This is a genomic window from Massilia sp. YIM B02443, assembly GCF_030411955.1.
Classification (GTDB): Bacteria; Pseudomonadota; Gammaproteobacteria; order Burkholderiales; family Burkholderiaceae_D; genus Telluria.
Window position 1 is genome coordinate 1 of the sequence record NZ_JASNRA010000021.1, and the last position, 14,642, is coordinate 14,642.

The window sequence follows — 14,642 nt, forward strand, 5'->3', positions numbered from 1 at the left end:
GGGCTTGACGGCCGAGACGGTATCTACGCGGCCAGAGCGCGGTACCGGTGTTACGCCGACGGCACCGGCGCCTCTTGCGCCAACAGCTGCTCCGCCTTCAACTCTTCCCAGAACACCTTTGGCACCCGCACCTCCATCAGCGCCGCATTGCGCTTCAGGTGCTCCGGGCTGCTGGCCCCGGGAATCGTGGCCGCCACCACCGGATGCGCCGCCCCGAACTGCAGCGCCGCGGCCGCCAGGTCGACACCATGACGCGCCGCCACCTGGCGCAGCCGCTCACGCTGCGCGATCTTGTCCGCGCCGGCCGGCGCATAATCGTAGTTCGGCCCACCGGCCAGGAAGCCCGAGTTATAAGGCCCGCCCAGCACCACGTGCGCGCCACGCTCGGCGCACAGCGGGAACAGTCGTTCCAGCGGCGTGGTCTCCATCAGCGTGTAGCGCCCGGCCAGCAGGAAGATGTCGGGATCGGAATCGCGCAGCGCGCGCAGGCACGGGTCGACCGTGTTCACGCCCAGCCCCCAGCCCTTGATGACGCCCTCTTCGCGCAGCTTGACCAGGCCTTCGAAGGCGCCGCCCTTGCCGGCCGCGATCGCATAGTAATGCTCGTATTCGGCCTGGCTGAAGCGGTCCGGCGACAGATCGTGCACGTAGACGATGTCGAGGTGCGACAGCGCCATGCGCTGCAGGCTGTCCTCGACCGAGCGGCGCGCGCCGTCGGCGCTGTAGTCGGTGATGCGACGGAACGGCAGGCCGCCCACGAACGGATCCGCGATCTCGGGCGTCTCGCTTGGGACCAGGATGCGCCCGACCTTACTCGACAAGGTGTACTCATTGCGCGGACGGTTGCGCAAGGCGACGCCGAAGCGGTGCTCGGACAGGCCGGCGCCGTAGTGCGGCGCGGTGTCGAAGTAGCGGATGCCCGCTTCCCAGGCCGCGTCGACGGTGGCTTTGCCGGCCTCTTCACTGGTCCGGTGGTACATGTCGCCCAGCCCGGTGCCGCCCATGCCCAGGCGCGTGATCGGTTGATAGCGTTGGCTCATCGGATGTCCTTTCGTATCGCTGAAACAAAGGCCTCATACTGCCCGCTGAGCCGTGATGCGGGCGCACGGTTGCACGCGATCCTCACCGCGCAGCCGAGCGACGGCGCAGGTCGGGAGACGCTGATCGCGCCGGCCCACGAACAGGGACCCACCGACCTGGTGGACAGCTTCAGCGACGCCCTGCTGCAGGAGCGCAAACACCAGACCATGATCCAGACCTGGTACGAGGAAGCGGTCGGCCTGTTGGACGCTGCCGACGCCGCCGCGCTGCATGGCGCCAGCGGCACGGCCGCGCCGGCGTCGGGCGTCGATGGCGACGATGCGCCCGCCCCATCCGATGTGCGCGGTCCTGAGCCACGCGCCACCGCCCTGGCCGCGATGAGGCGCGCCGGGCGGCGCCCCGGCGTCCGGCTGCGAGGGTGGCAGAAGGCCCCGCCGGTCCGCGAACCCAGGCCACGCTGGATGCACGATTCATGGGATACTGAAACGCCTTCACGGATTGATGGAATGCGATGCGAAAAATCGCCTGCTGCGCGTTTGCCGGGTTCTTCGTGCTGACGATGGTCGTTCTGGCCGCCGGCGACTCGTACGCGCTCTATATCCGGCGACTGATCGCTGCGTCGCCCGGCACGGTGGTGGGGATACCGGTCGACACCAGCCGGCACCGGGCCAGCCACTACCGGATCGAATACCGCTATCGGGTCGACGGGGCCGACTACACCGTCGAGAGCGGTCTGATATCGCGCGGCGGCCGCGACATCCCCGCGCCGTCCTCCCTGCCACCGGCCGCCATTGCCTATTCGAGCGCGCACCCATGGGCGGCCGTGCCGGCCGACGAATACCGGCGCCACGACCCCGCACACGGCTTCCTGCACGTGCTTGCCTGGTCAGCCATCGCCGCCACGGCGCTGGCGGGCGTCGCCACGCTCGGCATATGCTGGGACGCGTGGAAGCTGCGGCGCCAACACGCCGAGCGCGCCACCAGCCGGCGGCAACGTACGATGCGCAAGAAACGAAAGGCGTAATCCAATGCCGGAGCGATGCCCGGCGCAGGCCCGCCTTCCCGCACCGCCATCAGGGCGGTTCAGTTCATGCCGCGCGGCCGTCGTAGTGCTGGACCGGGATCGCATCGAGGTCGAGGCCGTCGATGCAGCGCAGGTTGATCGCGGCCACCACGTTGCCCCGCGGGTCGCTGCCTTCGCCGTAGGTATGGATGCCGCAGCGGGCGCAGAAGCGGTGCGCGATCACGTGCTTGTTGAAGGTGTAGCCAGCCAGCGCGTCGGCGGGCGTGCGCAGGCGCAACTGCTCGTGCGGGACGAACCACAGCAGCGAGCCACGGCGGCGGCACATCGAACAGTTGCAGGCCAGCGCGCTGTCGACCGTGCCCTCGACCTCGAACGCGACGTCGCCGCAGTGGCAGCTTCCTTGATACAGCATGGAATTCTCCTGTCGAAATGAATATGGGCCGTGCTAGAACACGCCGCGCTGCGGGCGCAGCTTGCGCCACAGCGCCCTCGCCGTCGCGTGAACCAGCCACGAAAACAGCGCGATGACAGTCCCGAACATGGCCGGCAAGACTGGGCCGGCAACGAAGGACATGCTCAGCACGAAGCCGAGCAGATACTCGCCGTGCCACAGCCGCACCACCAACGCTACCAGCAGCAATCCGAAGAACAGATATCCGGTCAGCGCACTGCCTCGGGCGAACAGCACTGCCAGCAGCGCACCATAGGCCAGCGCGCACAGGAATCCGGCCAGCGGCGGAAAGCGTGATGGGGCACGCGATGAGACCGGAGACGAAAGCCGCGCCGGCTCGCGGCGGCGATGCACCTGAGCGACGGTGAACCAGGCCAGCAGCGGGATCAGGATCAAGCCCCACCAGTTCGAGACCGCGGGCAGGTCGGGGTTCGCCAGCAGGTGATGTGACGGCACGCCGCCATGGAGGTGGTCCCAGGCCAGCACGCCGGCCTGGAAGCCGAGCGCCAGCAGCATCAGCGAGATGCGTCTGTGAGAAGCAGGATCGACGTGCATGGAGTGTCCCGGATCAGGTGAAAGGGACGTGGCGGCGCAGCCGCTACGCGACGGATGTAAGCACAACTATGCAAGCACAACCACGCAAAGCTACCAGAAGGCGCCCTCCGGATCTACGTCCCTACTTCATTCCATGCCATCGACATGGCATGCATATGTTTCAGCCTCCGAGCACCGTCACCACCACCTTGCGCAGGTGCGGCGCGGTGCGGTGTTCCCACAGGTAGATGCCTTGCCAGGTGCCGAGCAGCAGCCGTCCGCCCCCGACCGGCACGCTCAAGCCGGTGTCGGTGAGCATGCTGCGGCCGTGCGCCGACATGTCGTCCGGCCCCTCGGCGTCGTGGCGGTAGGCGGGGTCGCCGTCCGGCGCGAGGCGCCCGACGATGGTTTCCAGGTCGCGCCGCACGTCGGGGTCGGCGTTCTCGGTCAGTAGCAGCGAGCAGCTGGTGTGCTGCACGAAGACGTGCGCCAGGCCGCATTGCAGCCCGGATGCCGCGACCACGGCCGCGACGTCATCGGTGATGTCGCGCGTGCCGCGCCCGCTCGTGGAAAAGGTGAGGATGGATTGGTGCGCCATGGTGCGGCCCTGTCGATGCTAGGTGATGCGACCATCTTAGCGCGGCACGTTGGAATCAGTCGCGCCGGCGGTCGGCCAGGAACTGCTGCGCGCGGGGGTGCTGCGGACGGGTGAAGAAGGCTTCGGGCGTGGCCTGTTCCAGGATCTTCCCTTCGGCCATGAACCAGATGCGGTCGGCCACCTCGCGCGCGAAGCCCATCTCGTGGGTGACGCAGACCATGGTCATGCCCTCGCCGGCCAGCGAGCGCATCACCTGCAATACCTCGCCCACCATCTCGGGGTCGAGCGCGCTGGTCGGCTCGTCGAACAGCATGATCGGCGGGCGCATCGCCAGCGCGCGCGCGATCGCCACCCGCTGCTGCTGGCCGCCCGACAGCGCGCCCGGATAGGCGTCCGCTTTGTGCGCCAGGCCGACGCGATCGAGCAGCGCCAGCGCCTGTTCGCGCGCCTCGGCCTTGGTGGCACGTTTGAGCTGCACCGGCGCCAGCATGCAGTTCTCCAGCGCCGTCAGGTGCGGGAACAAGTTAAAGCTCTGGAACACGAAGCCGATGCCGGCGCGCAGCGCGTTGACGTCGACGCCTTTGGCATGGATGTCGCGGCCGTCGATCGCGATGCGTCCACCGTCGATTTCCTCGAGCCGGTTGAGGGTGCGGATCAGGGTCGACTTGCCCGAACCGGACGGGCCGCACACCACCAGCACTTCGTTCTTCGCGACCTGCTCGCTGATGTCGCTAAGGGCATGATAGGCGCCGTACCACTTGTTGACTTTATCGAGGACGATCATCGGAAAACTCTCAGGAGACTTGCGCCGGGCGGCGCTGCAGGCGCCGCTCGAGCAGGAAGGCCAGGCGCGACAGGCCGAAGCACAGGATGAAATAGGTCAGCGCCAGGATCAGGTACACCTGCACCGCCTGGGTGAACACCAGCGTGTTGATCTGGGTGGCAATGAACGAGACTTCCGACAGGCCGATGATGTAGCCGAGCGAGGTCGCCTTGATGGTCGAGACCAGCTGGCTGACGATCGACGGCAGGCCATTTTTGAGAGTCTGCGGCAGCACCACCAGGCGCAGCGCAGCGCCATAGCCCAGGCCCAGCGAACGGGCGCTTTCGAGCTGCCCTTTCGGCAGCGCGCGAATGCCCGCGGCCAGGATCTCGGCCAGGTAGACGCTGTCGAACAGCACCAGCACGATCAGCATGGTGCTGGCCTGGCCGGTCTTCACGCCGGTCACCGCCGGCAGGAAGAAGTAGACCCAGAACAGCACCAGCAGCAGCGGCACGGCGCGCACCAGCTGCACCAGCACGGACGTCGGCCAGCGCAGCGCGCGGTACGGGCTGACGCGGGCCACGCCCAGCAACAGGCCGAGCGGCATCGCCAGCACCAGCGCGGCGCCGGACAGCAGGATGGTCAGCACCAGGCCGCCGAGCGGACCGTCCGGATATTGGCCGACCAGGAAGTACAGCCAGTAGGTATCGATCAGTTCGAGCATCGCATCCCCTTATGCTGGCCGCACCGGATAGCGGCGCCCGTACAGGTGGGCCGCGCCAGAGATCAGCAGCGACACCGTCAGGTAGGCCAGCGTGGCGAAGGTGAACGCTTCCACGCTGCGGAAGGTCGCGGTCTCGACGCGCGCGGCCTGGTACATCATCTCGGCGGCGCCGATCACGGTGGCCACGCTGGTGTCCTTCCACAGGTTGACGGTCTGCGACAGCAGCGGCGGCACCGAGGCGCGCAGCGCCTGCGGCAGCAGTACCAGGCGCACGCTGGCGGCGCGGCCCAGGCCGAGCGAACGCGCCGCCTCGAGCTGGGTCGGCGGCACCGCGCGGATGCCGCTGCGGATGTCCTCGGCCATGTGCACGCCGCTGTACAGGCTCAAGGCGATCACGGCGCACACGGCTTCCGGGTTGTTGGCATACAGGACCTCGCGCGCCGCTTCGGGCAGCAGCTCGGGGAAAGCGAAGTACCAGAACAGCAGGTGCGCCAGCAGCGGCACGTTGCGGATCGCTTCCACGATCGTGGCGCCAATGGCGCGCAGCGGCGCGAAGGTCGAGGTGCGCATCACCGCCAGCAGCGCGCCCAACGGCAGCGCAAAGGCGAAGCTGACCGCGGTCAGCTGCAGCGACAGGATGAGACCCTGCACCAGCCAGTCATGGTACTGGCCGGACTGCAGAATGGCCGGATCGAAGAAATGCAAGGACTACTTTCAGATCTTGTCGGTGCTGATCTTGAAGCCGCGCTTGGCGATGTTGGCGCGGGTGCCCGGGCCGTACCACTTGTTGAACAGCTGTTCGGCGGCGCCGCTGGCTTCCAGTTCGCGCAGGGTGGCGTCGACCACGCTCTTGAGGCCCTTCTCGCCCTTGCGCAGGCCAAGCGCGATCGCTTCAATGCCGATCGACGGCGCCAGGATGGTGAAGCCCTTGGCCGCGGCGCCCAGCTTGCCGTAGTCGGCCAGCAGCGACGATTCGTCGTTCACGTAGGCCACGCCCTTGCCCTGGCGCAGCGCCTGGAACGCTTGCTGGGTGTTCTCGAACGTCACCACCTGGGCGCTCGGCACGGCGGCGCGGATATTGGTTTCCTGGGTGCCGCCGCGCACCGTGACCACCTTCTTGCCGGCCAGCTGGTTGAGCGCGGTGATGCCGCTGCCGGCGCGCACCATGACCTTGGAGCCGGTGACGAAGTGGGTCAGCGCGAAGTCGACCTGCGCTTCGCGCTCCTTGTTGTGGGTAAGCGTGGCGGCCAGGACGTCGACGTGGCCCTGCTGCAGCTCGGGAATGCGGGCGGCGACCGCCATCTGCTTGAACACCGGCTTGACGCCGATCTTCTTCGCCACCGCGGTGGCGAGGTCGATCTCGTAGCCGACCAGCTGGCGCGTCTTCGGGTCGATGAAGCTGTTCGGCTCATCGGTGCCGAGCACGCCGAACACGATCTGCCCTTTTTGCTTGATGTCGGCCAGCTGGTCGGCGTGGGCCAGGCCGGCGCCCAACGAGGCGCTGAGTGCAACGGCGGTCAGGATGAGATGGCGGCGGGTAATCATGGGGGTGCTCCAGACGGCAAAAATTCAATCGTGGGAGTATAAAGCAAAGTTTTATATGTAAAAACGAATAATTTGCCATAAGAAAATGCAGGTGCGAGCATATAGGACATTGCTTCATGAGCAACCCGTGCGCCTGCTTCGGCAAACTGTTGTCACAATAGCCTCAACCTCACCGGAGACACCATGCTTCTCGCTACCTACAACGTCAACAGCATCAACAGCAGGCTCGACGCCCTCCTGCACTACCTCGAGGAGAGGAAGCCCGACGTGGTCTGCCTGCAGGAGCTGAAGGCGCCGCAGGAGAAGTTTCCCGAGCAGGCGATCCGCGACGCCGGCTACCACGCCCTGTGGCATGGGCAGAAGAGCTGGAACGGCGTCGCCATCGTCACCCGCGAGCCGGCCCAGGAAGTGCAGCGCGGCCTGCCGGGCGACCCTTCGGATGAGCAAAGCCGCTACATCGAAGCGGTCTACCAGGGCGTGCTGATCGCCTGCCTGTACCTGCCGAACGGGAATCCGGCGCCCGGCCCCAAGTTCGACTACAAGCTGGCCTGGATGGAACGCCTGATCACGCGCGGCGCGGAACTGGTGGAAAGCGGCGTGCCGGCGGTGCTGATGGGCGACTTCAACGTGATCCCGACCGAGCGCGACGTCTACAAGCCCGAGCGCTGGACGGAGGATGCCCTGTTCCGCCCCGAGACCCGGGCCGCGTTCGAGCGCCTGCTGGCGCAGGGCTGGCTCGACTCGCTGCGCCACCTGCATCCCGATGAAACGATTTATACCTTTTGGGATTACTTCCGCAACGCGTTCGGGCGCGACGCCGGCCTGCGCATCGACCACCTGCTGCTCAGCCCCAAGCTGCAGCCGGCATTGAAGGCGGCCGGCGTGGACAAGTTCATGCGCGGGCGCGAAAAGCCGAGCGACCACACGCCGACCTGGATCGAACTCGATGCCAAGGCGATCGGCGCCTAGACCTTTACCAATACGCGGCAGCGCTCGCGACACGCGAGGCGGCCGCCACCTCGACAAGGAGTCAACATGAAACAAGCAATCATTCTCGCATCCGCCCTGCTGGTGTCGGCCGGCGCGCAAGCCGTCTCGATGCCGGGCTTCTGCGCCAAGGGCATCGGCAAGGAAGAAGCGCAAGTCTGCGCCCATCCGGGTTCGACCGAGGCCGAAGGCCTGGTGTACGCGCTGTACCGCTCGGCCCTGGAAAAAGTCGCCGAAGGCGACAAGAAGGCGGTGCAGGAAGAGCACACCAAGTGGTGGGAAGGCGTCAAGAAATGCGCCGGCTCGAACCAGATGGGCTCGTGCATCAGCAACGCCTACGGCACCCGCATGCTGGACCTGCAAACCAAGTACAAGCTGGTCAAGACCACCGGCCCGGTGAACTATACCTGCGCCGACAAGAGCAAGCTGCAAGCCACCTTCTTCGACACCACGCCCAAGTCGATGGTGGCCCAGCGCGGCGACCAGAAACTGCTGCTGCGCGGCGAGCCGACCGGCAGCGGGATCGCGTACGGCAACCGCCAGGACGAGTTCAAGGAACACCAGGGCAAGATCACGCTCAAGTGGGGCGTGAATGCCAAGGAGATCAGCTGCAAGAAGGCTTAAGGCGGGCGCCGGCGCCACCCTGATGCTGTCGACGGGGGCGGACATGCGTTATGCTGTCCGCCCCCGTCCATTTGCGCCATGCCGCTTTTTTTCGCCATGCTCTCGCCCGAACAGTTCTTCGGCTTCCTCGCCGCCGCCGTCCTCATCACCCTCTCCCCCGGCCCCGACAACCTGATGGTGCTCAGCACCGGCATCGCCAAGGGACGCCTGCGCGGCATCGCCTTCGGCCTGGGGTGCGCCATGGGCTGCATCAGCCATACTGTGCTGGCGGTAATCGGAGTGAGCGCGCTGATCGCGGCGTCGCCAACGGCGTTCACGGCATTGAAGATTGCCGGTGGCCTGTACCTGATCTGGATGGGATGGGGCGCGATCCGCAGCCGCGGCGGCGCGCGCGTGGCGGCTGCCGGCGCGCCGGATGAACCGGCGCTGCGCCTGTTCGCCAAGGGGCTGGTGGCGGCGGCAATCAATCCCAAGGTGGTGCTGTTCTTCCTGTCGTTCCTGCCGCAGTTCGTGGTGGCCTCGCGTGGCGACGCCAATCTGCAGATCGGCATGCTGGGGATCGTGTTCACGCTGCAGGCGGCGCTGATCTTCGGCTTGCTCGGGTATTTCTCGGGCGCGGTCGGTCAGTGGCTCAATCGCACGCCGCGGGCCGGCATGTGGCTGGATCGGATTGCCGGGGCGGTGTTCATCGGACTCGGGCTGCGCCTGATCGTGGCACGCTGAAGCAGACCGCGACCAGGGTGGACGGCCAAGCCTCCACCCTGCCCCGCCACGCTCAGATCACAGCGTGATCGCCACCTGCGCGTCCTGGCCCTTGCGCGCCGGGATGCTCACTTCGAGCAGGTGCTGCTGCGCGTTCCAGGTGAAGCGCGCGGCGCCGCCGCCAAGGGTCACGGCGCGCGGCTTACTGCGCACGTTGTGGACCTTCAGCGAGAAGCCGCGTTCGGCGGCGGCCATCGCCTTGCCGGTCTCGGTGGCAAAGCCGATCTCCAGCTTGCCCTCAAGCTGGCGGCTGGTGAAGCGCACGATCTCGTACTTGCCCGCTTCGAACGCATTGGCGGTCTCGCCATCGTCGTCGTACATCTTGCCGCTCGACGCCGGCACCGAGGCGTCGTGGTAGTAGTGCAGGTCGATCTGGCGGCTGTCGTAGTCGCGCGTGGTCTGCACCACCTTCGCCATCGGCACGAAGGCGCCGGCGCGCACGTACACCGGGATATTCGCTTCGACTGGGCGCACGGTTTCCAGCACGCCGCCGCGATGGACCTGGCCGGTATGGAAGTCGAACCACACGCTGCCGCTGTTCGGGAAATACACGTCAAGACGGGTGGCGCCCGGCTCGGTCACCGGCGCCACGAGGAAGTCCGGACCCCACAGGTACGTGGAGGCGCGCTCGAACGGCTTGTCCGGATCGGTTTCGACGAACATCAGGGGCCGCATCAGCGGCATGCCGGTCTGCTGGTTGTCGAAGGCGATCGTGTAGTTATAAGGCAGCATGGCGTAGCGCAGCCACACGGCTTCGCGCGCCAGCACCTTGGCGCGCTCGGAGCGGAACACCGGCTCCGACGGCACCGCGTCCTGCGCGTGCGGACGGAAAATCGGCTGGAACACGCCGTACTGCAGCCAGCGCACATACAGTTCGTCGTCCAGCACCGGACCGGCGAAGCCGCCCAGGTCCGAGTGCATGTAGGCCAGGCCCTGCATGCCCATCTGCAGCGAGATCTCCATCTGCGATTGCAGGCCCGCCCAGCTGCGGCTGACGTCACCCGACCACGGGATCATGCCGAAGCGCTGCGAACCCGAGTAACCGGCGCGCATCAGGATGAACGGGCGCTCGTTCGGGAACTCCTTTTTATAGCCTTCCGCGATCAGGCGCGCCCAGTCGTGGCCGTAGATGTTGTGCACTTGGTCGGCCGTGCCTGTCGCGTGCTGCAGCGCCGACGGATGCAGCTCCGGTTCGCCCAGGTCGCCCCACCAGCCGGTGACGCCGCCAGCTTTCAGGTCGCGGTAGATATTCCACCACCAGTCGCGCCCTTCCTGCTTGTACAGGTCGATCAGGCCGGTGTTCCCGAAATAGAAGTCGTACACGAACGGTTTGCCGTCCTTGTCCTTGGCCAGCACGTCCTTCGCCACCGCGTCCTGCCAGCGGTCGGACGTGGTGAGCACGAACGGCTCGGTAATGACCACAGTCTTGACGCCCTTGGCCTTGAAGTCGGCCATCATCTTTTCGGCGTTCGGGAAGGTGTCGCGGTCCCACGCCATATTGCCCATGGTGCCCTTGACGGTCTTGCCGAACCAGTACAGGTCGAGCACCACGGCGTCCAGCGGAATCTTCTCTTGCGCGAACTTGTCGACCACGGCGCGCGTCTCGGCCTCGCTTTTATAGCCGAAGCGGCTGGCGAAGTTGCCGAAGGCCCAGCGCGGCGGCAGCGGCTGGCGGCCGGTCAGGCCGGTGTAGCCCTGCATGACCTGGCCCCAGGTGTCGCCGGCCACCACCTGATAGGTCTTGCGCCCGCCGATCACTTCGTAGCGCAGCGTGCCGTCCTTGCGGCTGTCGAAGTCGAGCCAGCCGATCTGCGGATTGTCGAAGTGGATCGCGTATTTTTTCGAGGACAGCGCGACGGGAATCGTGTAGTTCAGCAGCTCGGAACGGGCGCCGTAGCCGTAGTCGGCCTTGTTGTACAGACGGAAGCGATTGCCGCGGCGGTTCATGCCGACCGCGCGCGCGCCGGCGCCATACAGCGCTTCGCCGTCGCTGAGGGCGAATTCGATACTGTCGTGGCCTTCGACGCGGCCAAAGCCGCGCTTTTCGGCGATCAGCGGATTGCCCTTGTAGGCGTAACTGATGCGAAACGGCTGCTTGTCGACCGTGACCGTGATGCCATCGGTGGCGAACACGATGCGCCCGCCCTCGTCCTTGAGCGTGGCCGGCGCCGCGGTCGGGGCCAGGATCACCGCGTGCGAATGCGGGTCGAAGCGCTCGCCCTTCGGGATGAAGGTGGTCTCGACCACGGTGCTCGAATACGGCTTGATCAGGTAGCGGCCGTCGTTGGTCGCGATCTCGAGGGTGTTCTGGTTGCGCGACACGCCCTGCAGCTGGCGGTCGGCGTTCTGGGCGATGGCGAGCGGGCTGGCGAAAAGGCACAGCACTGCCGCGGCGATCGTGGTCTTGGTCATGAACGTCTCTGTCGTTATTGTGAACGGAGCGGTGCGTGGGCGCCGCAGGCGAAGCATGACAGAATTCTGGCAGATGAAACAGGGGTGATTCGCGCAGCCTGCCGCAATTGAAGCGAACCTGAAGACACAATGAAAAACACGCCGTCCCGAGCGAACGGGAACGGCGTGTCGCGACAACCGGCGCGGTGTTACTTGTCGCCCAGCGTCAGCTGCATCAGGCGCCCCTGGCTATCGGCTCGCTCGTTGACCACCACGATGATGCGGCCCTGCGGATCCTGCATCAGCGCGCTGACCGATCCGACACTGTTCTCGTCTCCACCCTTGTTGGCATAGCCCGGCACCATGGCCGAGATATCGGTCCAGGTAGTGCCGCCGTCCTTCGACCAGGCCAGGTACGGACGGCCGTGCATCTTGTCGAAGCCGCCGATGACCAGGGTCGACGGCTTGTCCTTCAGCGCCAGGAAGGCGCCGATGTACGGATAGCCCTTGGCGTCGCTGAGCGGCTCGTGGATCACGAACTTGAAGCTGCGGCCGTTGTCCTCGCTGCGCATCAGGCCACCTTCGACGCCGATGAACACCTGCTGGGTGCCCGGCACCGAGTCGATGAACTGGACGTTGCGGTTTTCCATCTCGGGCAGCGTGAGCGGCAGCTTCTCTTCGCTGGCCAGCGCGCTGCCGTCGGCATTGAGCTGGTAGGCCTCGACGAAGGCCATGTCGAGCGGGCACTCGCCGCCGACGAACACGCGGTCGCCGATGAAATGGAACTTGGAGCTGTAGCACATCATCGACTCTTTCGCGCCGCGCACCACCTGCCAGGTGGCGCCGTTGTCTTTCGAGGTGAGCAGGTTGCTGCCGCCGCCGGCGTTGCTGTACAGGCGATTGTTGTGCAGCTTGATGTCCTGCATCGACAGCGTCTCGCAGAAGTAGTCGTTGCAGACCTTCAGGTCCTGGTCGCGCGGGACGAAGCTGGCGCTGCTGGCCAGCAGGATGCAGGTCGACGGCTCGTTCATGGTGTCGGGCGCGTCGTACCACGGCTGCATCAGCCACATGTTCTCGCCCACCATCTTGATGCGCGGCGCGCGCATGATGAAGTCGCCCTGCGGCGCCATGCCGCACGCGCCCATGCCCACCGGGCTCCAGCTCGACGCGGTAGTCAAGGGCAGCGTGGCGCGCAGCACGGCCGAACCTTCGGTCTTGCTGTTGGCCAGCGACACGTAGGCGGCGCCGCGGTAGAAGGCGACGCTGTCCATCGCGCGTGCGCTGCTCGACAGCAGTTCGAGCTTGGTGACCACCGGCTCCGGCGGCGTCACCACCACCGGCGGTTGCGGCTGCGGCTGTGGTTGCGGCTGCGGCGCCGGGTCGTCGTGCGAGCTGCCGCAAGCGGCCAGCAGCAGCGCGCAGGCGACTGCCATGGCAGTGTTCTTGAAGTGTTGGTGCATGCGAATCCCCAAATGAATGTTGTCCAGGCCAGGGCGTGCCGGCGCGGTATGCGATCGTGGGAGATTCTAGGTTGTCAATCAGGCTTCTTTTCGGGATTATTGTCGACAGAATGTCGCGAAACTGTAAGCATGCGCAGGCGCCGCGCCACGCCCGCCAGGTCGTCGACCATGCGCGCGTCCTGCGCCAGTTTGACGTCAACGCCCTGCTGCGCCAGCACCGCTTCGGCCGCCATGAAGCCTGACTTGACGGCGCCTTCCATCGTGCACGGCATGTGGGTCCGGACCCAGTCGCCGGCCAGCGTCAGCCCCGGTAGCGGCGAGCGCGCGGCCGGACGCAAGCCCTCGAAGCCGACCGTGGCGCCGGGAATCGCCATCGGCACCCGGTGCACGTCGAAGCGCAGCACGCGCGCCTCGCGCGCCGCCGGCACGAATTCGGCCAGTTCATCCACCGTCGCGCGCACGATCTGTTCGTCCGTCAAGTGATGCGCGCGATGGCTGTAGATGATGTTCGAGGCCACCACGCTGGGGCGCCCTTCCCAGCCGGCGCGGATCTGGCTCAGGTCATAGAAGTCGTAGTTGAGGCGCTCGGGCGAATACAGGTGGGTCGAGAAACGGTGCATGCCCAGCGGCCGGTCGAACCACAAGTAGACGCAGATGTAGGGACTCGGCTCGAAGCGCTCCAATGCATCGAAAGGCCGCTCGCCGCGCCAGCTCGCGGGCAGCAGCGCATTCAGTTCGTGCGGCGGCAGCGCGCTCACCACCTGCGGCGTGGCGATGCGGGTGCCGTCGGCCAGCAGCACGCCTTCGACGCGCTCATCGCCCAGCAGCGCCGTCGCCGGCACGCCGATGCGCACCTGGCCGCCGGCCTGGCGCACGATGCGGGTCGCCTGCTCGGTGTACAGCTCACTCAGCCCGACCTTGGCGAAGCCGAACTGCAGCCCGCGATAGCCGCTCAGCTGGGCGTGAATGCGCATCAGCGAGGCGGCCGAACAACGCTCCAGCGGCACGTTGGTGACCACCATCGCGGCGAAGCGCCACCACCAGTCGATCATGCGCTCGCTCACGCCTTGTTGCCGTAGGAAGTCGAGCGCCGACATGCGATCGAGTTCGGCCACCTGCTCCTCGCCGAAGCACATGCCGCGCCAGCCGGTGCGCGCCATCGACAGGTAATCGAGCACTCCCAGGCCGGGCGCGCGCAGGATGCTCGGCACCAGCCCGAACGGCGCCGGCAGGCGCGTCTGGCGCAGCACGGTGGGCCGCGGCTTGCTGGCGATGGTGAGCACCTCGCCACGCTGCCACGAGATCAGGTCGCGCGTGCCGAGACGGTCGAGCAGCGCCAGCATGTTGTGGTATTCGGTGTGGAAAATGTGCGGACCGATGTCGACCACGTCGCCGCTGCCAGGCTCGCGCCATGAGCTGGCGCGCCCGCCGAGCTGCTGCGCGCCTTCGATCACCGTCAATGCGATGCCGCGTTCGGCCAGCGCCACTGCGCACGCCAGCCCCGCCAGGCCGCCACCGATCACCGCCACTTCCGTCATTCGCCCTCGCCCATTGCCGTTCATGTCGGGCCAGTCTAGGCGAGCGGGCGCGGCGGTCGGTGCGCCCGCACACAATGCGCACACAATGCACACACCTTCCCTGCCGCGCGGCTGTCAAGATTGCATAATCGGCGCAGAAGGCATAGCATCGCCGCTTGCCTGCCGGGCGTGGCCCGACGGGCGGTCACGCAAGGAGCTTT

General features: G+C 66.7%; 16 protein-coding genes. 5 read left to right on the plus strand and 11 right to left on the minus strand.

Annotated features, from left to right (window positions below; translation table 11 throughout):
- Positions 1–50: 50 nt before the first annotated feature.
- On the minus strand, positions 51–1,040 hold the full coding sequence (locus QPK27_RS19150) for an aldo/keto reductase (RefSeq protein ID WP_290419769.1): 990 nt from the start codon (positions 1,038–1,040) through the stop codon (positions 51–53).
- A 3-nt stretch (positions 1,041–1,043) separates the two neighbouring features.
- Between QPK27_RS19150 and QPK27_RS19155 the strand changes: the two genes are divergently transcribed.
- Both QPK27_RS19155 and QPK27_RS19160 read left to right on the plus strand, forming a co-directional pair.
- Complete coding sequence (locus QPK27_RS19155; RefSeq protein ID WP_290419770.1) at positions 1,044–1,598, plus strand: hypothetical protein; 555 nt, start codon at positions 1,044–1,046, stop codon at positions 1,596–1,598.
- A complete protein-coding gene (locus QPK27_RS19160; RefSeq protein ID WP_290419771.1) occupies positions 1,553–2,065 on the plus strand; it encodes a hypothetical protein in 513 nt (170 codons plus the stop codon). The genes QPK27_RS19155 and QPK27_RS19160 overlap by 46 nt, the downstream gene beginning before the upstream one ends.
- A gap of 64 nt (positions 2,066–2,129) precedes the next feature.
- Here the strand turns inward: QPK27_RS19160 and QPK27_RS19165 are convergent, their stop codons facing one another.
- The 7 genes from QPK27_RS19165 to QPK27_RS19195 all read right to left on the minus strand — a co-directional run bounded on the left by QPK27_RS19165 (position 2,130) and on the right by QPK27_RS19195 (position 6,680).
- Positions 2,130–2,477 (minus strand): GFA family protein, encoded by a 348-nt coding sequence (locus QPK27_RS19165; protein WP_290419772.1) that lies wholly within the window; start codon positions 2,475–2,477, stop codon positions 2,130–2,132.
- A 33-nt stretch (positions 2,478–2,510) separates the two neighbouring features.
- Positions 2,511–3,071, minus strand: coding sequence for a hypothetical protein (locus tag QPK27_RS19170; protein WP_290419773.1), 561 nt, complete (start codon positions 3,069–3,071; stop codon positions 2,511–2,513).
- Positions 3,072–3,231: 160 nt separating this feature from the next.
- On the minus strand, positions 3,232–3,648 hold the full coding sequence (locus QPK27_RS19175) for a secondary thiamine-phosphate synthase enzyme YjbQ (RefSeq protein WP_290419774.1): 417 nt from the start codon (positions 3,646–3,648) through the stop codon (positions 3,232–3,234).
- Between the two features lie 55 nt (positions 3,649–3,703).
- A complete protein-coding gene (locus QPK27_RS19180) occupies positions 3,704–4,432 on the minus strand; it encodes an amino acid ABC transporter ATP-binding protein (RefSeq protein ID WP_290419775.1) in 729 nt (242 codons plus the stop codon).
- 10 nt (positions 4,433–4,442) lie between these two features.
- Positions 4,443–5,135 (minus strand): amino acid ABC transporter permease, encoded by a 693-nt coding sequence (locus QPK27_RS19185; protein ID WP_290419776.1) that lies wholly within the window; start codon positions 5,133–5,135, stop codon positions 4,443–4,445.
- Between the two features lie 9 nt (positions 5,136–5,144).
- Positions 5,145–5,840, minus strand: coding sequence for an amino acid ABC transporter permease (locus tag QPK27_RS19190; RefSeq protein ID WP_290419777.1), 696 nt, complete (start codon positions 5,838–5,840; stop codon positions 5,145–5,147).
- A 9-nt stretch (positions 5,841–5,849) separates the two neighbouring features.
- Positions 5,850–6,680 (minus strand): ABC transporter substrate-binding protein, encoded by an 831-nt coding sequence (locus tag QPK27_RS19195; RefSeq protein ID WP_290419778.1) that lies wholly within the window; start codon positions 6,678–6,680, stop codon positions 5,850–5,852.
- 183 nt (positions 6,681–6,863) lie between these two features.
- Here QPK27_RS19195 and xth point away from each other — a divergent pair, with 183 nt between their 5' ends.
- The 3 genes from xth to QPK27_RS19210 all read left to right on the plus strand — a co-directional run bounded on the left by xth (position 6,864) and on the right by QPK27_RS19210 (position 9,014).
- On the plus strand, positions 6,864–7,649 hold the full coding sequence (xth, locus tag QPK27_RS19200; RefSeq protein WP_290419779.1) for an exodeoxyribonuclease III: 786 nt from the start codon (positions 6,864–6,866) through the stop codon (positions 7,647–7,649).
- A 66-nt stretch (positions 7,650–7,715) separates the two neighbouring features.
- Positions 7,716–8,291 carry an MliC family protein gene (locus tag QPK27_RS19205; protein WP_290419780.1) on the plus strand — a complete coding sequence of 192 codons (576 nt, stop codon included), beginning with the start codon at positions 7,716–7,718 and terminating at the stop codon, positions 8,289–8,291.
- Positions 8,292–8,387: 96 nt separating this feature from the next.
- Positions 8,388–9,014: a LysE family translocator gene (locus QPK27_RS19210; RefSeq protein WP_290419846.1), complete on the plus strand. Its 627-nt coding sequence runs from the start codon at positions 8,388–8,390 to the stop codon at positions 9,012–9,014.
- Between the two features lie 57 nt (positions 9,015–9,071).
- On the opposite strand, the gene QPK27_RS19215 is transcribed toward QPK27_RS19210, so the two are convergent.
- The 3 genes from QPK27_RS19215 to hpnE form a co-directional block, all read right to left on the minus strand.
- On the minus strand, positions 9,072–11,465 hold the full coding sequence (locus QPK27_RS19215; protein ID WP_290419781.1) for a TIM-barrel domain-containing protein: 2,394 nt from the start codon (positions 11,463–11,465) through the stop codon (positions 9,072–9,074).
- 188 nt (positions 11,466–11,653) lie between these two features.
- Positions 11,654–12,904 (minus strand): hypothetical protein, encoded by a 1,251-nt coding sequence (locus tag QPK27_RS19220; protein ID WP_290419782.1) that lies wholly within the window; start codon positions 12,902–12,904, stop codon positions 11,654–11,656.
- Positions 12,905–12,978: 74 nt separating this feature from the next.
- Complete coding sequence (gene hpnE / locus QPK27_RS19225; RefSeq protein ID WP_290419783.1) at positions 12,979–14,442, minus strand: hydroxysqualene dehydroxylase HpnE; 1,464 nt, start codon at positions 14,440–14,442, stop codon at positions 12,979–12,981.
- Between the last annotated feature and the right edge of the window lie 200 nt (positions 14,443–14,642).